Source organism: Janthinobacterium sp. 67 (assembly GCF_002797895.1).
GTDB lineage: Bacteria > Pseudomonadota > Gammaproteobacteria > Burkholderiales > Burkholderiaceae_D > Janthinobacterium.
Map to the genome: position 1 here is coordinate 233,300 of NZ_PGES01000001.1, position 24,498 is coordinate 257,797.

At 64.8% G+C, this 24,498-nt stretch carries 21 protein-coding genes; 17 read left to right on the top strand and 4 right to left on the bottom strand.

What is annotated here, in order from left to right:
- The first annotated feature begins 92 nt into the window (after positions 1-92).
- The 7 genes from aspT (CLU90_RS01040) to CLU90_RS01070 all read left to right on the top strand — a co-directional run bounded on the left by aspT (CLU90_RS01040) (position 93) and on the right by CLU90_RS01070 (position 10,082).
- Complete coding sequence (gene aspT / locus CLU90_RS01040) at positions 93-1,775, top strand: aspartate-alanine antiporter (protein WP_092712638.1); 1,683 nt, start codon at positions 93-95, stop codon at positions 1,773-1,775.
- 42 nt (positions 1,776-1,817) lie between these two features.
- Positions 1,818-3,506: an aspartate-alanine antiporter gene (gene aspT / locus CLU90_RS01045; RefSeq protein WP_092712640.1), complete on the top strand. Its 1,689-nt coding sequence runs from the start codon at positions 1,818-1,820 to the stop codon at positions 3,504-3,506.
- Positions 3,507-3,574: 68 nt separating this feature from the next.
- Positions 3,575-5,185: a bifunctional aspartate transaminase/aspartate 4-decarboxylase gene (locus CLU90_RS01050; RefSeq protein WP_092712642.1), complete on the top strand. Its 1,611-nt coding sequence runs from the start codon at positions 3,575-3,577 to the stop codon at positions 5,183-5,185.
- Between the two features lie 177 nt (positions 5,186-5,362).
- On the top strand, positions 5,363-6,772 hold the full coding sequence (locus CLU90_RS01055; RefSeq protein WP_232731038.1) for a TolC family protein: 1,410 nt from the start codon (positions 5,363-5,365) through the stop codon (positions 6,770-6,772).
- A 2-nt stretch (positions 6,773-6,774) separates the two neighbouring features.
- Positions 6,775-7,749 carry an HlyD family secretion protein gene (locus CLU90_RS01060; RefSeq protein ID WP_092712646.1) on the top strand — a complete coding sequence of 325 codons (975 nt, stop codon included), beginning with the start codon at positions 6,775-6,777 and terminating at the stop codon, positions 7,747-7,749.
- 6 nt (positions 7,750-7,755) lie between these two features.
- Positions 7,756-8,937, top strand: a complete 1,182-nt coding sequence (locus tag CLU90_RS01065; protein WP_100426956.1) for an ABC transporter permease — start codon at positions 7,756-7,758, stop codon at positions 8,935-8,937.
- On the top strand, positions 8,934-10,082 hold the full coding sequence (locus tag CLU90_RS01070) for an ABC transporter permease (protein WP_100426957.1): 1,149 nt from the start codon (positions 8,934-8,936) through the stop codon (positions 10,080-10,082). The genes CLU90_RS01065 and CLU90_RS01070 overlap by 4 nt, the downstream gene beginning before the upstream one ends.
- A 60-nt stretch (positions 10,083-10,142) precedes the next feature.
- Here the strand turns inward: CLU90_RS01070 and CLU90_RS01075 are convergent, their stop codons facing one another.
- Positions 10,143-11,006, bottom strand: a complete 864-nt coding sequence (locus CLU90_RS01075; RefSeq protein ID WP_100426958.1) for a LysR family transcriptional regulator — start codon at positions 11,004-11,006, stop codon at positions 10,143-10,145.
- A gap of 99 nt (positions 11,007-11,105) precedes the next feature.
- Here CLU90_RS01075 and CLU90_RS01080 point away from each other — a divergent pair, with 99 nt between their 5' ends.
- From CLU90_RS01080 to CLU90_RS01120, 9 genes are all read left to right on the top strand, one after another.
- Positions 11,106-11,963 (top strand): alpha/beta fold hydrolase, encoded by an 858-nt coding sequence (locus tag CLU90_RS01080; RefSeq protein ID WP_100426959.1) that lies wholly within the window; start codon positions 11,106-11,108, stop codon positions 11,961-11,963.
- Positions 11,960-12,571, top strand: a complete 612-nt coding sequence (locus CLU90_RS01085; RefSeq protein WP_092712656.1) for a glutathione S-transferase — start codon at positions 11,960-11,962, stop codon at positions 12,569-12,571. The genes CLU90_RS01080 and CLU90_RS01085 overlap by 4 nt, the downstream gene beginning before the upstream one ends.
- A 74-nt stretch (positions 12,572-12,645) precedes the next feature.
- Complete coding sequence (locus CLU90_RS01090) at positions 12,646-14,226, top strand: AAA family ATPase (RefSeq protein WP_100426960.1); 1,581 nt, start codon at positions 12,646-12,648, stop codon at positions 14,224-14,226.
- On the top strand, positions 14,223-14,690 hold the full coding sequence (locus tag CLU90_RS01095) for a hypothetical protein (RefSeq protein WP_100426961.1): 468 nt from the start codon (positions 14,223-14,225) through the stop codon (positions 14,688-14,690). The genes CLU90_RS01090 and CLU90_RS01095 overlap by 4 nt, the downstream gene beginning before the upstream one ends.
- Before the next feature lie 9 nt (positions 14,691-14,699).
- Positions 14,700-15,671, top strand: coding sequence for a hypothetical protein (locus CLU90_RS01100; protein ID WP_092712663.1), 972 nt, complete (start codon positions 14,700-14,702; stop codon positions 15,669-15,671).
- Complete coding sequence (locus CLU90_RS01105) at positions 15,668-17,425, top strand: hypothetical protein (RefSeq protein ID WP_092712665.1); 1,758 nt, start codon at positions 15,668-15,670, stop codon at positions 17,423-17,425. Before CLU90_RS01100 ends, CLU90_RS01105 begins: the two co-directional genes overlap by 4 nt.
- An 87-nt stretch (positions 17,426-17,512) precedes the next feature.
- Positions 17,513-18,106: a hypothetical protein gene (locus CLU90_RS01110; RefSeq protein ID WP_092712667.1), complete on the top strand. Its 594-nt coding sequence runs from the start codon at positions 17,513-17,515 to the stop codon at positions 18,104-18,106.
- Positions 18,103-19,482: an AMP-binding protein gene (locus CLU90_RS01115; protein ID WP_092712669.1), complete on the top strand. Its 1,380-nt coding sequence runs from the start codon at positions 18,103-18,105 to the stop codon at positions 19,480-19,482. Before CLU90_RS01110 ends, CLU90_RS01115 begins: the two co-directional genes overlap by 4 nt.
- Entirely contained in the window at positions 19,479-20,519 is a 1,041-nt protein-coding gene (locus tag CLU90_RS01120; RefSeq protein WP_100426962.1) for an AAA family ATPase, read from the top strand. Before CLU90_RS01115 ends, CLU90_RS01120 begins: the two co-directional genes overlap by 4 nt.
- A gap of 66 nt (positions 20,520-20,585) precedes the next feature.
- On the opposite strand, the gene CLU90_RS01125 is transcribed toward CLU90_RS01120, so the two are convergent.
- Positions 20,586-21,143, bottom strand: coding sequence for a TetR/AcrR family transcriptional regulator (locus CLU90_RS01125; protein ID WP_092712674.1), 558 nt, complete (start codon positions 21,141-21,143; stop codon positions 20,586-20,588).
- Between the two features lie 164 nt (positions 21,144-21,307).
- On the opposite strand from CLU90_RS01125, the gene CLU90_RS01130 reads away from it, so the two are divergent.
- Positions 21,308-22,111: an SDR family NAD(P)-dependent oxidoreductase gene (locus CLU90_RS01130; RefSeq protein WP_092712676.1), complete on the top strand. Its 804-nt coding sequence runs from the start codon at positions 21,308-21,310 to the stop codon at positions 22,109-22,111.
- A gap of 30 nt (positions 22,112-22,141) precedes the next feature.
- On the opposite strand, the gene CLU90_RS01135 is transcribed toward CLU90_RS01130, so the two are convergent.
- Positions 22,142-23,134 carry an AraC family transcriptional regulator gene (locus tag CLU90_RS01135; RefSeq protein ID WP_198511119.1) on the bottom strand — a complete coding sequence of 331 codons (993 nt, stop codon included), beginning with the start codon at positions 23,132-23,134 and terminating at the stop codon, positions 22,142-22,144.
- 49 nt (positions 23,135-23,183) lie between these two features.
- Positions 23,184-24,470, bottom strand: a complete 1,287-nt coding sequence (locus CLU90_RS01140; protein WP_100426964.1) for an O-acetylhomoserine aminocarboxypropyltransferase/cysteine synthase family protein — start codon at positions 24,468-24,470, stop codon at positions 23,184-23,186.
- Between the last annotated feature and the right edge of the window lie 28 nt (positions 24,471-24,498).

Here is a 24,498-nt window from a genome sequence, read left to right on the forward strand (position 1 = left end):
GGATCCGTACGCCCGTTCAACAGCCAGCCGCCGCCAGCCGCCGAACGCGCTGTTCCCTTGTAACCATCCGTTATCTTTTCGAAGGTTTGCCCATGCTCGAGTCGATCACGTCGGTATTGCACCAGGTGCCGGAACTGGCCCTGTTCCTGGCGCTGGCGTTGGGCTATGCGGTAGGGCAGATACGCTTCGGCCCCATCCAGCTGGGCGGCGTGTGCGGCACCCTGATCGCCGCGCTGCTGATCGGCCAGCTGGGCATCACCCTGGACGCCAGCGTCAAGAACGTCTTTTTCATGCTGTTCATCTTTGCCCTCGGCTATGCGGGCGGTCCCCAGTTCTTTGCCAACCTCAATGCCAAGGGTTTGCGCCTGGGTTTGCTGTGCCTGATCGAAGTGGTGGTGGTGCTGGCGCTGGTGCTGCTGGCCACGCGTTTCCTGGGCCTGGACCAGGGCACGGCGGCCGGCATGATGGCGGGCGCGGCGACGGAATCGGCCGTCGTCGGTACGGCCACGGACGCCATCTCGAAACTGGCGCTGCCGGCCGCCCGCATCGCCGAGCTGCAGGCCAACGTCGTCACCGCGTATTCCATCACGTACATTTTCGGCCTGATCGCCATCGTCATCGTCACCAGCCAGATTTTCCCGCTCCTGTTGCGCGTCAACCTGCGCGAGGAAGCCGATAAATTGTGGACGCAGATGGGTGGCGCGCAGACCGGTGGCGACGGTGCGCAGGCCGCGCCGGACATGGTGGGCCGCGCCTATCGCATCAGCCGTGGCGCGGGACGCCGTCTCGACGCCTTGCAGCATATTTTCGCGGGCCGCGCCAGCATCACGCGCGTGCGCCGGCATGGCAAGGTATTGCCCTTGGAACCCGCGCTGCGCCTGCGCAACAACGACGAGGTGCTGGTGATCGGCCACCGTCCCGCGCTGGTGGCGGCCGAAGCCATCCTGGGCGAGGAATTTGCCGACACGACGGGCTTGAACATGGCGGTTTCCGCCGTCGAAGTGGTGCTGCAGCAAGCCGCACTGGTCGGCCAGCCGCTGCGCCAGCTGGCCTTGCCCTCCGGCGTGCACGTGGCGTCCGTCCTTCGTGGCGAGCACAGCATGCCGCCGCTGCCCGATCTGGCATTGCAGCGCGACGACGTGCTGCGCCTGTACGGCACGACGCAAGGGCGCGAGCTGAACACGGCGCTGGCCGCCATCGGCAAGCGCGTGCCCACCGGGGACCGCAGCAATATCGTCTACGCCAGCATCGGCATCGTGCTCGGCGTGGTCATCGGCGGCTTCAGTGCCAAGCTGGGCGGCATCCCGTTTTCGCTGGGCACGGGCGGCGGCGCCTTGCTGACGGGCCTCGTGTTCGGCTGGTACCAGGCGAGAAAGCCGGGCATGCCGGGCATCCACCCCAGCGCGCTCGACATGATGAAGGATATCGGCCTGGCCACCTTCATCGCCTGCGTGGGCCTGGCGTCGGGGCCGCAGGCGATCGACCTGATCCGCCAGTACGGCCTGTCGCTGCCGCTGATGGGCGTACTGATCGCCGTCATCCCCGCCTCGCTGTCGCTGCTGGTGGGCCACTTTTTCCTCAAGCTGGAAGCGCCCGTGCTGCTGGGTGCCATTGCCGGCCAGCAATGTAGCACGCCGGCCCTGTCCGCCGTGCAGAACGCGGCCGGCAATTCCACGCCCTTGCTGGGCTACACGATTACGTATGCCATCTCGAACGTGGTGCTGCCCCTCCTGGGGCCGCTCATCGTCGCCCTGGCCGGCTCGGTCCACGCGTGAAGCACGCAGTAAAGAATTCCTTCAACATGAAAGGCGGTCCGCATGGAATGGTTGCATGAGTTATTCAAGAAGTCGCCCGAAATTGCCTTGTTTCTCTCCCTGGCAGTGGGCTACTACATCGGCAAGATCAAGTTCGGCTCGTTTCAGCTGGGCGGGGTGGCCGGTTCACTGCTGGTGGCGGTACTCGTCAGCCAGGTAGGCGTTGCCATCGATCCCGGCGTCAAGTCGGTGCTGTTCGCCCTGTTCATTTACGCCGTCGGCTATGAAAGCGGACCGCAGTTCTTCAATTCGCTGGGGCGCCAGTCCGTGCGTGAAATCATCCTGGCCGTCGTGCTGGCCGTGACGGCGCTGCTGACGGTGGTCATCCTGGCCAAGATGTTCGACCTGGACAAAGGCCTGGCGGCCGGCGTGGCGGCGGGCGGCTTGACGCAGTCGGCCATCATCGGCACGGCCGGCGACGCGATCACCAAGCTGGGCCTGGCGGCCGACGAGGTGGCGCGCTTGCAGGGCAACGTGGCCGTCGGTTATGCCGTCACCTATGTGTTCGGCTCCTTTGGCGCCATCATCGTCTGCGTCAACATCTTGCCCAAGCTCATGGGGCGCACCATCCGCGAAGATGCGATCAAGGCGGAAACGGCGCTGCAGGCGGGCGTGCAAGTGCTGGGACCGGGCCAGACGCCGGCCGCGCCCGACCTGATCGGCCGCATCTACGACGTGGGCCCCGGTGCCGGGCGCTCCGTGCAGGAGATCGAAAGTGCCCATCCGAACACGGCCATTACCATCGAGCGCGTGAAACGCAATGGCCAGATCATCGACGTCAGCCCGGACCTGGTGCTGGCGGCCGACGACATCGTGCTGCTCGTGGGCCGGCGCGAAGCCATGCTCAGCGTCTCTTCCCAGCTGGGCAAGGAATTGCATGCCGTCGAAGGCATGGAACTGGTGATGCAGCGCCGCGACATGGTGCTGACGAACAAGGCTTACCACAACAAGACGGTGGGCGAAATCCGCAGCGCCACGGCGCCGGGCGTGCGTCATGGCATCTTTGTCGTGCAGCTGAGCCGCATGGGGAAAATCTTGCCCATGCAATCGGAAACCGTCGTGCAGACGGGCGACGTGGTGACCATCTATGGCGCCGAGCAGGACGTCAAGCGCGTGGCGGCCGAAGTGGGCTACATGATCGTGCCGAGCGCCAAGACGGACTTCGTCTACATGGGCGCCGGCCTCGTCGTCGGCCTGCTCGTGGGCTTGCTGGTGGCGCGTATCGGCTCGATTCCGCTGACCTTGGGCAGTGGCGGCGGCGTGCTGCTGTCGGGCCTGGTATTCGGCTGGTTCCGCGCCAAGCGCCAGACGTTCGGCTACATGCCCAGCGGCGCCGTGCAAATCTTGAAAGACTTGGGCCTGGCCGGCTTCGTGGCCGTCGTCGGCCTCACGTCCGGCCTGCAAGCCGTGCAAACCGTGCGCGAACATGGCCTGACCCTGTTCGGCGTCGGCGTGGTGGTCACCATCCTGCCGATGATTTTGACCATGCTGATCGGCCGCTACATCTTGCGTTATGACAACGTGGCCGTGTTCGCGGGCGCCTTGTCCGGCTCGCGCAGCGCCAATCCCGCGTTCGGTGAAGTGCTGAACGCGGCGCAAAACTCGATTCCCACCGTACCGTTTGCCATCACGTATGCCTTGGCCAACGTTTTCCTGACTTTGCTGGGGCCGCTGATCGTGGCCTTCGTCTGAGTCTGCAAGTATTTGCAGGAACCCTTGCAAGAACCGTGCACATTGTCTGTCTATAAGGAGTAGCAAAAATGGATTTCAGTAACCCAAGCAAACTCGCCCTGTTGAGCCCCTTTGAATTGAAGGATGCGCTGATCCAGACGGCCAAGCAAAGCAACCGTTTGATGCTCAATGCGGGCCGCGGCAACCCGAATTTCCTGGCCACCACACCGCGCCACGGTTTCTTCCAGTTCGGCCAGTTCGCCATGACGGAAGCGGAACGTTCCTATGTGTACATGGAAGACGTGGGCGGTTTCCCCACGCGCGACGGCATCGAGGCCCGCTTTGAAATCTTCGTGCGCAAGCACGAAGGCAACCCGGGCGTGCATTTCATCGAGGCGGCCGTGTCCTACGTGCGCGACCAGCTGGGCTTGAGCGCGGGCGATTTTATCTATGAAATGTGCGAAGCCATCCTCGGCTGCAACTATCCCGTGCCGGACCGCATGCTGCGCCTGTCCGAGAAAATCGTCGGCCAGTATATCCACCGCGAAATGGTGGGCGACCATCCCTTCGTCGGCAACTTCGACATGTACGCCGTCGAAGGCGGCACGGCCGCCATGACGTATCTGTTTGCCAGCCTGAAATCGAACCACATCATCCAGGAAGGCGACACGATCGCCCTGGGCATGCCGATCTTTACGCCGTACATCGAAATTCCCCAGCTGAACGATTACAAGCTGAACACCGTGCACATCGATGCGCCGCAATCGAACAACTGGCAATTCACGAAGAAGGAGCTGGACAAGCTGCTCGATCCCAAAGTAAAAGCCTTCTTCCTCGTCAACCCCAGCAATCCGCCCTCCGTCAAGATCGATGACGAGACCCTGGAATACATCGCCAAGATCATCAAGAAGCGCCCGGACCTGATCATTCTGACCGATGACGTGTACGGCACGTTTGCCGACAATTTCGTCTCGCTGTTCGCCATCTGCCCGTTCAACACCATCCTCGTGTATTCGTTCTCGAAATACTTCGGCGCGACGGGCTGGCGCATGGGCGTGGTGGCCACGCATGAAAACAATGTGCTCGACGATAAAATTTCCAAGTTGCCGGAAACCATCAAGAAGCAGCTCGATGCCCGTTATCACTCGATCACGACGGAGCCGCGCGAGCTGAAATTCATCGACCGTCTGGTGGCCGACAGCCGCACGGTGGCCCTGAACCACACGGCCGGCCTGTCTACGCCCGTGCAGGCGCAGATGACCTTGTTCTCTCTGTTCTCGCTGATGGATGAAGAGCAAAAGTACAAGCAGTCGATGAAGCGCATCGTGCTGCGCCGCAAGGAAGCGCTGTACCGCGAGCTGGGCTTGCCGATGGTGCACGACGCCAATTCCGTACGCTACTACCACTTGCTGGACATGGAGTCCCTGGCCGCGCAAATGCATGGCGTGGAGTTTTCGCAGTGGCTGCTGAAAAAACTGAAACCGAACGAAGCGCTGTTCCGCCTGGCCGAGGAAACGGGCGTCATCCTGCTGCCGGGCCGCGGCTTCGGCACGACGCACCCGTCAGGCCGCGTGTCGCTGGCCAACCTGAACGAATACGACTACGCCAACATCGGCCGCGCCATCCGCAGCATGGCGTCCGAGTTCTTTGCCGTGTTTGAAAAGGAAAAAGAGAAGGGTAGCAAGAAGGCGAAGAAATAATTAGTTTGGTAAAGGCTTGACCGTAACGGGCGTCCCGCAAGAGGCGCCCGTTTTCACGTGCCGGCCGCAGTGACCAACAGTGCAGGCTGGAATGGACATCCGTGGATATAATTGCTATTGTGAAAGTATAAACATGGCAACCCCGTGCTTTCCCCTCATTCATTGACTGGACGCTACATGGGCAGATTGCAAGGACACCTATCATTATTGCTGGCCAGCGCGCTGGGCGCGGCCATGCCCGCGCTGGCGGAACCGCTGACCTTTAACGAAGCGCTGCAGCAGGCGGCCAAGGCTTCGGGCGCCGTGCAGGGCGCCGCGCTCGACGTGCGCGCAAAAACATTGAAGGCGGAAGCCTTGTCGAATATCGACGGCCCGTCCGTGGACTTGACGGCGTTTCGCGGCCGTTTGTCGACGGATTTGAATATCGATACGAGCGGCTTGTCCGGCGTGGTGGGCGGCATCGAATCCGTGCTGCCGCCTATCCCCGGCTTGCCCACGCCCCACATCCCCAATTCCCTGAACCGCGAAGTGGTGACGGATTTGACGTCGTTCGGCTTGCTGGGCATGTGGCCCATTTACACGGGCGGGCGCCTGGACGCCGTCAAGGGCCTCGCATCGAGCCTGACCCTGGCCGCGCAGGCCGAGCGCACGGAAGCGGAAGAGCAGCTGGCCACCCTCGTGGCGCAGCGCTACTTCCAGTTGCTGCTGGCGAAACGGGTGGTGGCCGTGCGGGCCGAGGTGACGGCCGGCGTGACGCAGCACCAGCGCGACGCGGCCAGGCTGGAAAAGGGCGGCCTGATTTCGCGCGCGGAACGCCTGCGCGCCGACGTGGCCCTGGACAGCGCCCGCAGCGACGAGGCGCAGGCGCGCAGCGACGAGGAAATCGCCCAGGTGGCGCTCGACCGCCTGCTTGCCGTCAATACGCAGGTGCTGCCCAGCACGCCGCTGTTCGTCAACAGCTTGCCGGTCGGCACCTTGCAATCGTTCATCAGCACGGGCATGCGCGAAAATGCGAACTGGAAAAAGATCGACAGCAAGCGCGTGCAGGCCGAGCAAGCCCTGAAGCTGCATGGCAAGGAATACGCGCCCACCGTGTTTGCCATCGGTAACTACAACTTAAATCGCGGCAATGAAAAACTCGTGCGCTCGAACTGGGCCGTCGGCCTGGTCGTGGCCGTGCCGCTCGTGCACCGCATCAATACGGGCAAGATGATCGCCGCCGCCAAGCTGGACCAGGAACGGGTGGAAGTGGTGGCGCGCCAGGCCGAGCGCGACATTCCCACCCTGATCGAAAAGAACTGGCGCGCGCTGGAAAACGCCCGCATCCAGTATCTGTCAACGGCCTCGTCGGTGGAGCTGGCGCGCGAGAATATCCGCTTGCAAACAGTGGCCTTCCAGCAAGGGCAAGTGACGTCGCTGGAAGTGGTCGATGCGCGCCTGAACCTGGCCAAGGTCGAGACCCAGCGCGCGCAGACGGCCTATAACTATGTGATGGGCCTGGCGCAATTGCTGGAAGCGACGGGCGAGACGCAACGCCTGGGCAGCCTGGCCGCCGCGGCCGATATCCAATTACCTGTGGACAAATAATAATGAGTACCTCCAAAAAACCATTGGCCATAGTCGCCGCCGTCATCGTGCTTGCCTTCGTCGGCTGGGGCTTGTACCAGGCCTTCCAGCCGCAGCGCCTGCCTTTGCAGGGGCAGATGGATGCGCAGGAAGTCAATGTCTCGTCGAAAGTGCCGGGCCGGGTGGGCGAGCTGTACGTCAAGCTGGGCCAGACCGTGCCGAAAGGCCAGATATTGTTCCAGCTGACGAGCCCGGAAGTGGATGCGAAGATCGCCCAGGCCACGGCCGCCACCCAGGCGGCCGAGGCCGTGGCGCAAAAGGCGCAGGCCGGTGCGCGTCCGGAAGAAGTCGCGGCAGCGAAAGCCAACTGGGAGCGGGCCCAGACGGGGGCGACCATCGCCAAGACGACGTACACCCGCGTCAACAATATGTACGAGCAAGGCGTGATCGCCCAGCAGAAACGCGACGAGGCGCAAGCGCAATGGCGCGCCGCCGACCAGCTGGCGCAGGCTGCCCGCGCGCAATACGACATGGCGCAAAAGGGCGCCCGTCCCGAAGACAAGACGGCCGCCGCCGCCCAGGCGCGCCAGGTGGGCGCCGTGCTGACGGAAGCGCAGATCGCCCTGGCCGAAACGAAGATCGCCGCGCCTGTGGCGGGCCAGGTCAGCAAGATCCAGATACAGCCCGGTGAACTGGCGCCGCAAGGTTTCCCCGTGATTACCCTGGTGAACCTCGACGACGCCTGGGCCGTGCTGCAAGTGCGCGAAGATGAAATGGCCGCGTTTGCCATGGGCAGCACGCATACGGCCAATGTGCCGGCGCTGAAACAGCAGCTGAGCTTCAAGGTCAGCTCCGTGGCCGTGCTGCCGGACTTTGCCACGTGGCGCGCGGCACGTCCGGGCGGCACGGACTTGCGCACGTTTGAAATCCGCCTGCGTCCCGCCATCAAGGTCGAGGGCCTGCGCCCGGGCATGTCGGTCGTGTTTCCAGCGCTCTGATACTCGATGAACGAAGCGGATAAAGAGCCGGTTTCAGCGCTGGCACGCGAGTGGCGGCGCTTGCGCGGCGACTTCTGGGACTTTGGCATGCTCAGCTGGATTCCGGTCGTGCTGTGCGGCATGCTGTGGCTGGTGTTTTCCGCCGGCATCGCGCGCGACTTGCCCATCGTCGTCATCGACAACGATAACTCCACCTTGTCGCGCCAGCTCACGCGCTGGCTCGACGCTTCGCCCGGTGTCCAGGTGGCGGCGAAAGTGGCGTCCAGCGACGAAGCGCTGCACCGGCTGCGCGAACGCACGGCGTTCGGCTATCTGCTGATCCCCGACGATTTCGAACAGAAACTGCTGGGTGGCCGCCAAGCCACCGTGCAATGGCTGTACAACGCGCAATTTTCCTCGCACGCGGGCGCCTTGCTGCGCGACGTGCGCACGGTCAGCACGACCTTGTCGGCCGGCATCGAGATGACGGCGCGCGCAAAAAAAGGCGTGTCGGGCGTGCAGGCTGCCGCCCAGTTCGAACCGATACGCACGACCTTGAACAGTTTATACAACGAGAACATCAGCTATGAAGCGTTCCTGACCCTGGCACTGATGCCGGCCATGCTGCAGATTTTCATCGTCGTCGCCGTCGTCACGAGCATAGGCCGCGAGTTGCGCGACGGCACGGTGCCGCAATGGCTGGCTACGGCCCGTGGCAGCTGGCTGCGCGCCATCGGCGCCAAGCTGCTGTTTCCCCTCATCGCCTACTGCGCGCTGGCGCTGCTGTACTTGCTGTTCTTCAGCCTGGCGCGGAACTGGGCCGTGGCGGGCAGCTTGCCGGCGTTACTACTGAGCATGCTGCTGCTGGTGCTGGCCTACTGCGGCCTGGCCACCTTGCTGATCGGCGCCACCTTGTCCCTGCGTCTGGCCCTGTCGGGCGCGGCCTTCATCACGGCGCCGGCCTTCGCGTTTGCAGGCCAGGCTTTTCCCTTGATGGCCATGCCGGCGCCGGCCCGCGCCTGGGCGCAAGCCTTGCCGCTCACGCATTATCTGCAGCTGCAAACGAAGTACTGGCTGGCCGGCGCGCCGTGGCGCTATGGCGTGCAGGAAATGCTGATACTGGCCGGTATCGCCATCGGCTGCGGCGCCGTGGGCGTGTTCCTGCTGGCGCGCCGCGCGAATGCGCCTGCCGCCTGGGGGCGCGCATGATGTGGCCGGCCTTTCTCGCCACCTGGCGCGCCATGCTGACGGACAAGGGCGCGTTGACCTTGCTGTTCATCGGCGGCATCATCTATTCCTTCTTTTACCCCTTGCCGTACTCGACGGAAATCGTCCAGCGCGTGCCCGTGGCCGTCGTCGACCAGGACCGCAGCGCCATGTCGCGCCAGCTGACGCGCTTTGCCATGGCCCACCCGTCGCTGCAAGTGATCGCCGTCACGCCGGACCTGCCAGTCGCACAAGATTTATTGTGGCGCGACGAGGTCATGGGCGTGCTGATCATTCCCGACGGCTTGCAGACGGACGTGTTGGCCGGCCGCGCCGCCCACGCGCAAGTGGCCGGCAATGGCTTGTACCTGATGCTCAACAAGGTGGCGTTGAATGGCCTGGCCGAAGTGGTGGGCACGGTGTCGGCCGGTATCGAATTGAAACGTCTGGGGGCGGGCACGCCATCGGGCATCCAGGCCAACGAGCAGCGCTCGCCCATCGCTTTCGACGCCGTGCCCCTGTTTAACGTCAAGGAAGGTTATGGCGCGTATGTCGTGCCTGGCGTGGCCACCTTGATCGTGCAGCAGACTTTGCTGATCGGCATGACCATGCTGTTCGGCACCTGGTACCAGCGTAAAAACTTCCCGCTGGCGGGCCAGCGCACGGCGGGCGGCTATCTTGGCATGCTGCTGGCGTTTGCCTGCGTGGCTTTCCTCAACTGCTGCTATTTCTTCGGCTTCGTCTTCTGGTTCCAGGGCTACCCGCGTGGCGGCAACTTCGGCGGCATGCTCTTGCTGCTGGTGCTGTTTTCCTTGGCGGAAGCGGCCTTCGGCATGTTGCTGGGCATGCTGTTCCGCACGCGCGAACGGGGCACGCAACTGATGATCGCCACCTCGATGCCCGTGCTGTTCCTGGCTGGCCTGACCTGGCCCGTGTCGTCCATGCCCGTCGTGCTGCAATGGCTGCGCTGGCTGCTGCCATCGACGGCCGGCATCCAGGGCTTTGTCGCTCTCAACCAGATGGGCGCCTCGCTGTATGAAATCCGCCATGAAGTGGCGGGCTTGCTGGCCCTGCTGCTGGCTTGCGTGGCGCTGGGCTGGTGGCGCTGGCGCGCCGAGGCGCCAGCGTCCGTCATCCAGCAAGGATGAGCATGAAACCAGGGAAAGAGCTGGAGCCCCAACTGCCCGTATCGTTAGCGACGGGAGCCATCACGCTTTCCGCAATGCCGCCAGCAGCAGCTGGCAAAAACCGTCGCGCACGGGGTCGGGCAGGTTGTCATTGGCCCGCAGCAGGCTGTCGACGCGGGGCAGCGGTGCCAGCCGTTCCAGTGCCGCGTGCCGGTGCACGCCCTGGCCCAAGTTGCGTGCATTGACCACCGCCATGCCCAGGCCGGCGGCAACGGCGGTCAGCATGCCCGCCACCGATGGACATTCCAGGCCCGCGCTCCAGGCCATGCCGGCCTGGCCCAGCTTTTCCTCGGCCAGCCGGCGGTAAAAGCAGTGCGGCCCGTAGGTGATCAGCTTGACGGTCTCTCCCGGCAAAGCCTGCTCTGCCGTGGCAGCGCACCAATGCAGCGATTCTGTCCATAACAGCGTGTCGCCCGGTGCCGCCTTGCCGGCAAAATCCTGGTGCAAAATCACATCGAGCACGCCGTCGGCAAAGCGTTCGCGCAATACCTGGCTTTGCTCCACCACCAGCTGCACGTCCACCTTGGGGTGGTGATGCGAGAACTGCGACAGCACCGCGCACACGTCGGCCAATGAAATCTGCTCCGTCACGCCGATGCGCAGCCGGCCTTGCATCGCCGATGGCGAAAAATGGGCGACGGCGTCATCGTGGGCGTCGAGTATGTTGAACCCATGCCGCAGCAGCACGGCTCCCTGGTCGGTCGTGCCAAACAGCCCGCCGCTGCGCGCCAGCAGCTGGCAATCGAGCTGCTGCTCCAGCCGCTTGATTTTCCAGCTGACGGCCGACTGGCTCAGATGGAGCAGACTGGCGGCCTGGCTCATGCTGCCGGTTTGTACCACTGCCCTGAACACACGCAGGGCGTCGATGGATAGGCGTACATTCATGGGTTATGACAAGAATTGGATTGAAGATTAAAAGAATGTCACTGGCGTCATGTTGAGTCTAGCCTTAGCCTGCAGGTTCTGCAAACAAAAGGACATCTGATGACGAGTCAAGAACCGCTGTTGAATGGCCACGCCCTGATCCACGGCCAGCGTATCGCCACCGGCATCCATGGCGCAGGTACGCCGCTGGTGCTGGTGCATGGCACGCCGGCGCACAGCATTATCTGGCGCGAACTGGTGCCGCTGTTCGTCGATGCCGGCTTCCACGTGCACCTGTATGACTTGCTGGGCTTTGGGCGATCCGAGCGACCCGTCGAGGCCGATACCTCGGTAGCGGCGCAGGTGACCTTGCTGGCGGCCTTGCTCGAGCACTGGCAACTGCCGGCCACCCACTTGTTCGGCCACGATATCGGCGGCGCCATTGCGCTGCGGCTGGCGTTCGACCACGCGGCGCGCCTGCGCAGCTTGAGCATCGCCGACGCGCCCAGCTACGATTCCTGGCCATCGCCTACCTGGAAGCATCTGCGCGATGATTTCGCCCGGTATGCTTTGACGCCGGCCAGCGAGCATCGCGCCACGATGGCGCGCCAGCTGGGCATGGCCGTTTTTCACAAGGATAGGATGCAGGGCGAGCTTTTGCGGTGTTACCTGGAGCCGCTGTGCGGCGTGGTGGGGCAGCCCTCGTTCTACCAGCACCAGGTGGCGCACTATAACGCCCGCCATACGATGGACTTTGCCGAAAAACTGCCGCAGTTGACCTTGCCGGTACAGGTATTATGGGGCCGGCAGGACGAGTGGCAGCCGGTGGCTTATGGCCATCGCCTGCAGCGCGATATTCCAGGCGCCACCTTGCACCTGTTTGACGAGGCCGGGCACTTCCTGATGGAAGATGCGCCAGCGGCCGTCGCGGCACAAGTGATCGCGTTTATTCATCAACTGGAGAGGAGGGGACCATGATATTGATCGGAATGCTCGATTCGCCTTACGTCAGGCGCGTTGCCATTGGCATGAAAGTGCTGGGTCTGGACCATGAACACCGGCCCTTGTCGGTGTTTTCCGATTTCGACCAGGTACAAGCCATCAATCCTGCCGTCAAAGTGCCAACCCTGGTCACCGGCGACGGCCAGGTGCTGATGGACTCGACCCTGATCCTCGCATATCTGGAAGAACTGGCCGCGCATGCTCCCCGGATCAGGCCGGAGCCTGATCCGGAGCCTGCACGCCTGCGCGCGCTGTGCCAGACCAGCTATGCTTTGGCTGCTTGCGACAAAGCCGTGCAAATCGTCTATGAGCGGCGCTTGCGCCCGCAGGAAAAGCAGCATCAGCCCTGGCTGGACCGCGTCCAGCTGCAGTTGCATGGGGCCTGGCGGCAGCTGGAAGCGTCACTGCGCGAAGAGGCGCCGGACTGCCTGAGTATTGCCGGCATCACCATTGCGGTGGCCTGGAGTTTCGCTCGGCAGATGGTGCCCGACGTGATGGCGGCCGGCGACTATCCGGCCGTGGCCGCGCTGACGGCGCTGGCCGAGCGGCAGCCGGTGTTTCTGGCTACGCCGATGGCCGGCTGATCCGCTTTCATCCGAACCGGTACTTGCAGGCGGCTTGTGCAATAATTTCATTTCCTTAACGGAAGAATATTGCCATGCCGTCTTTTAATCTGTTCCAGCGCCTGTCCCAGGCCCCCACCAAGCCCAAGGCGGCGCCCGTCGCGCGGCAGTTCGACGTGGCGGATCTGTATCAGGGCCCCATCGCGCTGGGAGCGGAAGGCGAGACGCAGGCGCGGCCCTTCGATGAAAAGCTGCGCCAGGCGTATTTCTGGATCGTCAATCACGCCATCATCAGCCCCCATTACGATATCGAGTACAACGACGGCCCGTCGCAGACGTATTCCGTGGGCGACAGCCGCCGCACCCTGAATCTGCCGTCGGCGCAAAGCTATTCGAGCTTCATCCTGCTGCCGCTGCTGACGTTCGCCACGCGCCGCAAATGCCTGTTCGTCGGCGGGCCGGGACGGGGCAAGACGGCCAGCGCCTTGCTGATGGGCGTGCTGGCCGGCTCCACCGTCAAGGAAGTCAAACGCGCCATGCAGCATGGTCACCCGCAGATGACGGTGGCCGATTTGCTCGGCAATCCGCTGCCGGCCGATTTGGTCAACGCGCAAAGCATGGACGATATCCGCATCGCCTGGCGCGCCTGGCTGGGCATGCGCGTAAAAATCGTCGATGAATACAACCGCATCCCCACGCGCACGCAAAGCGCGCTGCTCACCGTCATGGGCGACAATTACGCGGAAGTGCTGAACCACATTTACGAATGCCCGGAAGCGGCCTGGTATCTGACGGCCAACGACGACCAGGGAGGCGGCACCTACCAGGTGATCGAGGCGCTGCGCGACCGGGTCGACGTGACGGTGCAGGCGCTGGCCTTCAACCCGCGCTTCCTGAACGAACTGCTGCTGCGCGTGGAAGAAAACGTGCGCCCCGAAGAGCTGGTGCCGCCCGATATCATCTTCACGGAAAGCGAGGTGGACCAGATCGGCGAGGCGATCCGCCAGGTGGGCATCCCCGACGCCGTGCGGCGCCGCCTGGAGTTCTTTGCCAGCCAGTTCGAGCTGTTCGAGACGGCGGGCGGCCAGTTCGAATACATGACCAAGGATACGGCCCGCCTGGCCGGCGCTGACCGGGGGCAGGCGCAGGCGGCCGACAATGGGCGCGACCGTTTGAAAGACCTGGGCTGCCAGACCTTGAACGGCATCTCCGTGCGCACCCTGATGGCGCTCATGATCTACGCCAAGGCCATGGCTTACTTCCGCGGCAATGGCGAGGTGGCGCTGGAAGACTTGCGCCAGGTGCTGCCGTTCGTCCTGCATAACAAACTGCAGCCGGACCCGGACGCACCATTCTTCGCGCTGCCGGAAAACGCCGCCTACCGCAGCGACAGGCTGGGCTGGCTGCGCCGTTTGTTCGATCTGTCCAACGATGAATTCAACCGCCTGGACCTGGACCGCGACGATCCCGTGGGCGTACTGTCGGCCGAATTCGACCTGGGCCTCGACGGCGTCAGCGAACGCGAAACGCTGGCGCGTCTGAACCGCATCGAAAAGCTGATCGCCGAACGCACGAAGGGGAGAAAACTGTACGGCCCCCTGTACGACGACCTGTTGAAGCTCAAGTACCTGCACCAGCGCTATACCAACTACCGCAGCTGGCTGCGTTCGCAATGAGCGTCCTGCATTGCCAAGGCTTCCTGGAAGCGCTGGCCCTGCTCAATGGCGAAGCGGGCGACCTGTGCGCCAGCTACGAATTGCAGCGCCTGCCCGATGCGCCCGATCTCGCCACGGCGCTGGGCTTGCGCGTGGAAGACCATGCCTTGCACGTCATCGCCCCCGCGCGCGACTTGCCGGCCGACCTGTGGCACATCAAGGTGGCGCCGTGCGGGAGAACGCAGCTGGAGCAGGTATGCCAGCGCTGGTTTTTCTCGTCGCGGCACATGCAGGCGGCGCCATTGGGGCGTTTCCGCGCGCAGCTGGTGGCCGCCTTCCTCGAGTCGCTCGATGACGCGTTCGGTGGATTTTCCCCGCACGCCGTGACGATGACGCCGCCAATGTGGTACGCGATCCACTGGGACGAGATCGCGTTCGAGCGCGATGGCGAACGCTATCTGTTGCACTTTTCGCACAGCGACTGACGGGCCGCGATGATTTCTCCTGCTTTTGCCTCGGTACTTGCCAGCGGCCGCGCCCAGTTCAACGGCCGTGCGGCGGAAGCGCGCCGGCGCTTTCCCGCGCTCGACATGGCCGCCTTCGGCGCCTTCCTGCACGACGGCGTCGATCCGCTGGTGCTGGCCGTGGCCGCCGCCGCGCCCGAGCGCGTGGGCGGCGTCACCCTGGCCGCCTACGACATGGCCCTGGAACTGGTGGGTCACGGCCTGGCCGGTCCTGCCGCGAAAAATCCGTTCTTGAATACCGTGTGGCGCGAACTGGCGCCGCTGTTTGCGCCGCTGCTGGCGACGGCGCCCGTGGATGTATTGGGCATGCTCAGCAACGCCGCCATCCACATCGCCTCCGTGGCGGGCGCGCGGCCCGCGCAGTGGCAAGCCGGGATGGCTGCCGTGGCGCCGCAAGTGGGCAGCGTCGCGCAGCTGCGCGCCGTGGGCCAGGTGCTGGCCTGGCGCGCCGGCGTCGCGCATTTCCGCCAGGGCGCGCTGGCTGCCGCCGACACCTTGCCACCGGCGCTGGCGCTGGCCGCGTTTGACGAGCCGGGTGCGCAATGGCCGCAGGTGCATGCACAGCTGCTGGACTATCCGTGGCGCGGCAATGCCGAGGGCAGGGAGTTCGGCAGCTTCAGCGGCCTCGGTGGCGATTTCGGCACGCCGCCGCAAGTGCGCGCAACAAACGACGGTTTTATCGTGCGCAGCGCCGAGCGCCATTACCTGCTGGTGGCCGACGCCTATGGCGCCGTGCTGCACAGCGCCACGGCGCAGGAGTATGAGCAGGCCACTACCGGCATGCCATCGTCCGTGCGCCTCGACGGGGCCACCGTGCACGTCGGCGCGCGCAGCATCGCGCTCGACCTGCCGGCCGGCGACATCGCCATCGCCGCGAATGCGCATACCTTGGCCATTACGTCGCCGTGGACGCACGCGATCCGCCTGCTGCCGCTCGCATGAAGACGACCGCCGACACCGCGCTGATCGACGCCTGGCGCGCCGCCTGGCCCGAAGCCCTGGCCGTGTGGAGCAAATTCACGCGCTTGCGCGATCCGAGCCTGTGCGCCAGTCGCGTCGAGGCCAGCAAGCAAGGCTTGTCCGGCAGTTTCGCCATGATACGGCTGCTGGACCAGAGCGTCGTGGTGGACTTGCCGCTGGTGACGGAGCTGGGCCTGGACGACTATGCGCTGGAAGTGCTCGCCCATGAAATCGGCCACCACATCCTCGCGCCGGGCAGCGCCAGTGACCAGTTCCGCCTGCTGGCGCGCATGCGCCGCGCCTTGCCGACCCTGGAACAGCACGCGCCCATGGTGGCCAATCTGTACACGGACCTGTTCATCAACGACCGCCTGCAGCGCCAGGCGAACCTGCGCATGGCCGATATCTACCGCAAGCTGGAGCAGGGACGCTCTGTGGAAGCCAAGGCCAACGGCGGCGTATGGACCCTGTACATGCGCATCTATGAAAACCTGTGGCAGCTGGAAAAGGGAGAGCTCGGTGGCGGCCACGCTGACGAGCGGCTGGACACGGACGCCTGGCTCGGCGCGCGCCTGATACGCGTCTACGCGAACGACTGGATGCTGGCGGCGGGCCGCTTCGCCACCTTGCTGCTGCCTTACCTGGTGGAAGACACGGACGCTCTGAGCCCCAGCCGCTATCTGCTCGATACGCGCGACGCGGCGCGCGGCTGCCAGACGTATGGCGCGCAGCAGATCGAGGATGACGAGGAGGACGGCGCCATCCATCCCGTGCACGACAAACGCATCTCGGGCCTCGACGGGGACGAAGCGCCTGCAGAGCCGGCGGCCAGGCAGGGCGGCGGCCAGCTGCGCGAACCGTTCGAACTGGGCGACATTCTAAAGGCGTCGGGCGTGGACCTGAGCGACCATGAAATCGCCATCCGCTATTACCGCGAACGGGCCTTGCCGCACCTGGTGGCCTTCCCCAGCCGCCCCGCGCCCGAGTCGCAGGAGCCGCAGATGGAAGGGCTGGAACCGTGGGAAATCGGCGACCCGCTGGAAGACATCGACTGGCTGCAATCGGTGATGCAGTCGCCGCGCCCCGTGCCGGGCGTGACCACCGTGCGCCGCGTGTATGGCCGCGAACCGGCGCGCGCCATCGATGCCGTGCCCGTCGACCTCGACATGTACGTGGACAGTTCCGGCTCCATGCCGAACCCGCAGGCGCACACCTCGTTTTTGACCCTGGCTGGCGCCGTCATCGCGCTATCGGCCTTGCGCGCCGGCGCGAAAGTACAGGTGACCCTGTGGAGCGGCAAGAACGAAGTGATGCAAACGCCGGGTTTCGTGCGCGATGAAGACATGATCCTGGGCGTGCTGACGGAATTTTTCGGCGGCGGCACCTGCTTCCCCATCCACCGCCTGCGCCAGACCTATGCGGCAAAGCGCGAGCGGCCCGCGCACATTTTGATGATTTCCGACGACGGCATCACTACCATGTTCGACAAGGATGAGCTGGGCAACAGCGGCTGGGATATCTCGGCGAAAGCGCTGGCCCAGGGCGGCGCGGGCGGCACCATGGCCCTGAACCTGGAGCGCGACTGGGAGGGCGCGGCCAGCCACAAATGGCTGCAGAAAACCTATGACGACTTGAAGCGCGCGCGCCGCGAGCAGGGCTGGGACATCCACGCCGTCGAGCGCTACGAGGACTTGCTGGACTTTGCGCGGGCGTTCAGCCGCAGGCATTATGTTTAAATTACCCCAAAGTCTAAACCTGGGGTCGGACCCTCAGGGTCCGACCCCGGCACTTGTATTTTGGGGTTGGAATTTCAAAGTAAAACGATGAATACTCCTGGCCCACTGCTCGAAATCCTGACCCACCGCCTGGCCGACACGCCCGTCGAATTCCTCGCCGAGCCCCGCATCGCCGGGGTCGCCAATGCGCAGGCCGTGGCCGTGGCCGCGCTGGTCAACGACATTTTGCTGCTGCATGGCGCGCGCGCGCCGGCCGCGTCGCTGCAGGGTTTTGTCGGCGCGCAGGTGAAGGCGGACCGCAACCGGCTGGCGCTGGCCATGATCGTGTGCTGGCTGCTTGCCGACGACTGGTTCACCGCGCAGCAGTTGCCGCAGCCAGCCTTGCTGCAGGTGCTGGGCGAGGCGGCGCGCGAACTGGCCGCTGCCACGCCGGCCCACCAGTTTACGCAAGACCCCGAGCGGCGCGAGGAACTGGCGCGCATCGTGCTGGCGCGCCTCGGCTTTCGACCGCGTGACGAAAGCGTGGCGCAGGCCACGGACCGATTGTCCGCCATCAGCGGCACGGAGCGCCGCCGCCTGCTCGACGCGAGCCGGCTGGCCGAGCAGCGCGCGCGCGAAATCCGCGAAGCGCTGGCGAAAAAGGCGGCCGAGGAATCGGCCGACAAGTGGTCGCGCGAATGACGCTCGCTGGCAAACCTGACGTCAACCTGCCTGGCGGCGCCTGGGCATCGGATCGCGACTACTGTCCCACCCTGACGCCGGCGGGCGCGCGCATGCTGGCGCACTTGCGCAGCCATCCTTGCGCCCCCGTCTACCGCAACCGCAGCGGCAACAAGCTGCTGGCCGGGGAAGTGGAAGCGTTGCGCGCCTACGAGCAGGAAGTCATGGACGCGGTAGCCGCTTGGAATGCCGATGCGCCGCCGTCCTGGCTGGCGGATTTTCTCAAGACGGCCTACGCCACGGTGCCGCATTACCGCGCCTGCGGCTCGCCGCCCGCGCGCCTTGCGGACGTGGCACCCGTCAGCCGCGCCGAGCTGGCCCACGACATCGCCGCCTTCGTGCCCGACGATGCGGACCTGGCGCGCATGATCAATTTCCAGACGACAGGCACCACGGGCCACCCGCTGCTGATCGCTTCGCACCCGCTGGTGGCGGGGCGCTACCTGGCTTTCCACAAGCGCGCGCTGCGCCGCTTCGGCGTGACCCTGCGCCATGGCGCGGGACAGGTGGGCGTGATGCTGCTGGGGCACCAGCGCCGCTGCTTCACCTATGTTTCCGTCACGCCCACGATGAACGAATCGGGCCTGGCGAAGATCAACCTGCACGTGGACGACTGGCGCGACCCGGAAGACCGCGCGCGCTACCTCGATGCCATGGCGCCCGAGCTGATCGCGGGCGACCCCATTTCGTTTGCCGAGTTGCTGACCTTGCCCATGACGCACAAGCCGGCCGCATTGATGTCCGTGTCGATGATGCTCTTGCCCGGCATGCGCGCGCGCCTGGAACAGCGTTTCGGCTGCCCCGTGCTCGATATCTATTCGCTCAATGAAGTGGGACCCGTCGCCGTCTACGATGAACAGGCGGGCGGCCACGTGCTGCTGCAGCACCGGCTGTACGTGGAAATCCTCGATGCTGCGGGCCAGCCCGTGCCCGAGGGCGCGCGCGGCGAAATCACGGTGACGGGCGGCTTCAATTTCTGCCTGCCGCTCGTGCGTTACCGCACCGGCGATTACGCTTCGCTGGCGCATGGCCCGCACGGTCCCGTGCTGGTGGGGCTGGCGGGACGCAGCCCTTTGCGCTATCGCACGGTCAACGGCGAATGGATCAACAATATCGACATCACGCACGCCTTGAAACCGCTGGCCATCGCCCTGTTCGGCGTGCACCAGCACGGCGACGGCGCCATCGCGCTGCGCCTGGCGCCGGGCGCCATGCCGCAGGCTGACCGGGCGCGCGCCTTGCTCGCGCCATTTTTCGGCGACATCGCGGTCGAGACTTTGCTGGCGGAAGACAAGATCATTCAATACACCTCGGATTTGCAGGAAGCGGCAGCATGAACCTTTACAAGCGCGGCCTCGTGGTCGGCAAATTCTGCCCGCTGCACCAGGGCCATGAACTGTTGATTGAGCGTGCAGGTGTCGCCAGCGAAGAACTGCTGGTGGTCAGCTACACCAAGCCCGAATTTCCCGGCTGCGCGCCGGCGCGCAGGGACGGTTGGCTGCGCGCGCAGTTCCCGCAAGCGCGCATCGTCGTGCTGGACGATGCGCGCCTGGCCGCCCTCTGTGCGGCGCGCGGCGTGCCTGCGCGGACCTTGCCGCACAACGACGACGATGGCGACGCGCATCGCCACTTCATGGGCTGGCTGTGCTGGACGGTGCTGGAACTGCCCGTCGATGCCGTGTTTACCAGCGAAGACTATGGCCCCGGTTTTGCACAGGTACTGGAACGGCATTATGCCAGCGGGCCGGTGGCCCACGTGAGCGTGGATCAGGCGAGAGCGGCGGTGCCCGTGTCGGGCACGCGGGTAAGGCAAGATCCGCATGCGCACAGCGCCTTCTTGTCACCTGTCGTTTACGCCAGCTTTGTCACGCGCGTGTGCGTGCTCGGCGGCGAATCGAGCGGCAAGACGACCTTGACGGCCGCGCTGGCGGCGCATTTCGAGACGGCCTGGGTGGCCGAGTATGGCCGCGAATTGTGGGAACGCCAGGATGGCGTGTTGGCGTATGATGATTTGCTCAAGATCGGCCGCGAGCAGCTGCGCCGCGAAGCGCATGCGCTGTTGGCCGCGCGGCGCTGGCTGTTTTGCGACACCTCGCCCATGACCACGTATTTCTACTGCGTCGAGATGTTCGGCAAGGCCGAGCAGGAACTGGCTCAGCTGGCCGAACACCGCTACGACCTGGTGCTGCTGTGCGCCCCCGACTTCCCGTTCATCCAGGACGGCACGCGCCGCGACGAGGATTTCCGCGCGCGCCAGCATGCGTGGTACCAGGCCGAACTGGCGCGGCGCGGCATTGCCTATGTCAATGTAGCAGGCACGGTCGCAGACAGGGTCGCGCAAGTCGCCCAGTTGCTCGCGCGTAGGTCGGATTAGCGCGCGAGCGCGTAATCCGACATGGCACGCCAACAATGATGTCGGATTACGCTTCGCTAATCCGACCTACGCGGTAAAAGCCGTGTTCACGGCTTTCAGAATCTCGTCCGAAAACGCGTCATCGTCGATGGCGCGCGCCAGCGCCACGGCGCCCACCATGGCCGACAGCATGACGATGGCGTCCTGGCGCGCGTTGCTCTTTTTCTGCCACGGGAAATGCGTGGCCAGCTTGCCGATGATGGCTTTCAGGTGAAAAGTAAACGCTGGGCGCACGGCCGGCTGCTTGCGCGCGTCGCCCGCCAGGGCGGCCAGCAGACAGCCATCGCCCGGCGCATCGCGGTGGGCCGCGCTCACGTAATCGCGCACGTACTGGCGCATCGTTTCCGGGCTGATGGTCGCCGCATCGAGCGCCACGCGCGAGTGTTCCGAGCCGTGCAGGGTGCTTTCGGCCATCAGCGCTTCCTTCGAGGCGAAGTGGTTGTAGAAGGGGCCGTGCGTGAGTCCCGTCGCCTGCATGATCTGTCCCACGCTGACGCCGTCGTAGCCTTTTTCACGGAACAGCCGCGCCGCCTGCGTCAGGATGCGCTGGTGCTTTTCGGCGGTTTCTTCGGCGGGATAACGCATGGCAGGCTCCTGGTCGCGATGTAAAAATAATAGTTGACATCATACATGATGTTCGTCATGCTTCAACGCATTAAACATGATGATCGTCATATTTAATGCGTTAAAGCATGATGGCTATCATGTTTGATGGCCTCAACCCACCCCATACTGAAGAAGGAATGACCATGAATGCAGTCACTACCCAGGGCACGGCCCTCATCACCGGCGCCTCGTCCGGCCTGGGCGCCGTGTACGCCGACCGCCTGGCCGCGCGCGGCTTCGATTTGATCCTCGTGGCGCGCCGGGTCGAGCGCCTGGGCACCCTGGCCGCCGCGCTGGCGGCAAAATATGGCGTGGCCGTGCGCGCCATGGCCGCCGATCTGGCCGCACCGGCCGACCTGCGGCGCGTAGCCGAAGAACTGGCCGGCAACCCGGCCATCACCATGCTGGTCAATAACGCGGGTGTCTCGACCCTGGGCGCCGTGGTGGACGCGCCGCGCGAGGGCATCGCCGCGATGGACCAGGTCAACGTGGCGGCGCTGGCGCAACTGACGTACGCCGTGCTGCCGCAGTTCAAGCAGCGCAACAGCGGCACCATCATCAACATCGGCTCCGTGCTGTCCTTCCACATCCTGCCCGTCAGCACGATCTACAGCGCCACCAAGGGCTATGTGATGAATTTCACGCGGGGCTTGCAGCAGGAACTGGCCGGCACGGGCATCACGGTGCAGCTGGTGCTGCCCGCGTCGACGGCGACGGAAATCTGGGAATTGAGCGGCGTGCCGCTGGCGCAGCTGGACCAGGCCACCATCATGCGCGCGGAAGACTGCGTCGATGCGGCGCTGGCGGGCCTGGACCAGGGCGAGCTGGTAACCCTGCCTTCGGTGGAAGACCAGGAGCTGTGGGAGCGTTTTGACGCGGCCCGCCTGGCCCTGTTCGCGGGCGCGATGCGCGGCACGCCGGCATCGCGCTATGGCGTCAAAGGCTGACAGGAGGGCGGCCAGCGCCGCGCGCCGAAGTTACAGCGGTCGCACGGGGATGCAGATATCGCAAGAGAATTCTCCGGTGGCCGGGTCTATCGCTGTGGCGGCGGAAAAGCGTTCGAAGCAAGGGCGCTCATCCCACTGCAGGCCGCTGGCCGGCAGCCATTCACGCGTCATGCGCGTCCACGTCTCGGCGATGGCGCTGGACGGCCCCTTGAACTGCGCCACGGCATAGCGCCCGCCGGGCAGGGTGGTGATGCTGGCCCGGCCGCCTGACTGGAAGCCATCTGGCACCGCGACGCAGGCATCGTAGCGGCATTTGTCCGGCGGCGTGATGCCGGGATCATCATGGCCGATACCGTAGCAGATCGCGTCGTCCAGGCCGTGCGACTGCATCCATGGTGCGACGGTGTCGCGCCAGAAGGTGCTGATTGCGGGGCCGTAGGGGCCGATATGGCGCTGGCATGCCACGGTGGCAGGCGGCAGGTCGAGGATGGTAACTTTCATAAGACTCTCTCTATGATGTGAATGGGAGTCGTCATGGTGCTGGAAGTTCAGCAGGCTTTCCTGATCGGTATTGCGCATGGCCTGATCCGGATTGCTATCTTGCCGGCGCAGGCGCATGGCCGCAAGCATGGCAGCGTTTTTTGCGGCAACGTCGGCACGCCAGGCCGTTGGCGTGCAGCCGAATTTCAACTTGAAGGCGCGCGCAAACGCTTCGCCTGACCCGAAGCCCGTTGCCAGCGCGACGTCGAGTATCGTTTTGCCGGGGCGGCAGGCCAGGCGCAAGGCGGCCGTTTCCAGCCGCCGGCGGCGCGCATAGTCGCCCAGCGTTTCACCCATCCAGGCGGCGAACACGCGGTGAAAGTGGAAACGGGAAAAATGCGCGACGTCGGCCAGCTGCGCCAGGTCCAGCGGAGTGTCGAGGTGGCGGTCGATATGATCGAGCACGGCATTCATACGCCGTGCATATTCGGCGCGAAACAGGCCGGACGCCGGCTCTTCAGGGAGAGTGGGAGGGGAAGACATGCCGCCAATTATGGCATGAAGACCCCTGTGGACGGTTTGAAATAGGGCCTCAGGCCGCGTTCAACGCCTGTTCCAGGTCTTCGCGCAAGTCGTCGATATGCTCGATGCCGACGGACAGGCGCAGCATGTCTTCGGACACGCCCGCCTTGGCCAGTTCCTCGGGATTGAGCTGGCGGTGCGTGGTGGAAGCGGGGTGGGTGGCCAGCGACTTGGCGTCGCCGATATTGACCAGGCGCGTGAACAGCTGCAGGGCGTCGAGCACGCGGGCGCCTGCCGCGCGCGGATCCTCGCCATCCGCCAGTTTCAGGCCGAAGGACAGGATGCCCGAGGCGCGGCCGTCCATGTATTTTTTCACCAGCGCGTGGTCCGGGTGGTCTTCCAGGCCCGCGTAATTGACCCACGCGACTTTCGGATGCTGCTTCAGGTGCTTGGCCAGGGCCAGCGTGTTGTCGCAGATGCGGTCCATGCGCAGGGCCAGGGTCTCGATGCCCTGGATCAGCTGGAAGGCGGAGAGGGGCGAAATGGCCGCACCCATGTTGCGTAGCGGGACGACGCGCGCGCGGCCGATGAAGGCGGCGGGGCCGAACGCGTCCGTGTAGACGACGCCGTGATACGACACGTCCGGTTCGTTCAGGCGCTTGAAGCGCTCCTTGTGCTCGGCCCACGGGAACTTGCCGCTGTCGACGATGGCGCCGCCCACGGTGGTGCCGTGGCCGCCCAGGTATTTGGTCAGCGAGTGGACGACGATGTCGGCGCCATGCTCGATGGGACGGAACAGATAGGGACTCGGCACCGTGTTATCGACGATCAGCGGGATGCCGTGCGCGTGCGCGATCTCGGCCAGTTTTGCCACATCGGTGACATTGCCCAGCGGGTTGCCGATCGATTCGCAGAAGATGGCCTTGGTGCGCGCATCGATCAGTGCGGCGAAGGTCTCGGGCTGGCGCGCGTCGGCGAAGCGCACTTCGATGCCGATCTGCGGCAGGGTGTGGGCAAACAGGTTGTAGGTGCCGCCATACAGCTGGCTGGCGGAGATGAAATTGTCGCCCGCTTCGGCAATCGTCTGGATCGCATAGGTAATCGCCGCCATGCCCGACGCCACGGCCAGCGCGGCCACGCCGCCTTCCAGCGCGGCGACCCGCTTTTCCAGCACGTCCTGCGTGGGGTTCATGATGCGCGTGTAGATATTGCCTGCCACCTTGAGGTCAAACAGGTCGGCGCCATGCTGGGCATTGTCGAAGGCGTAGGCCACCGTCTGGTAGATGGGGACGGCGGCCGCCTTGGTGGTCGGGTCAGGGGTGTAGCCGGCGTGCACGGCCAGGGTTTCGATTCTCATGTGGTCTCCGGTTCGAATGGTCTGCGAT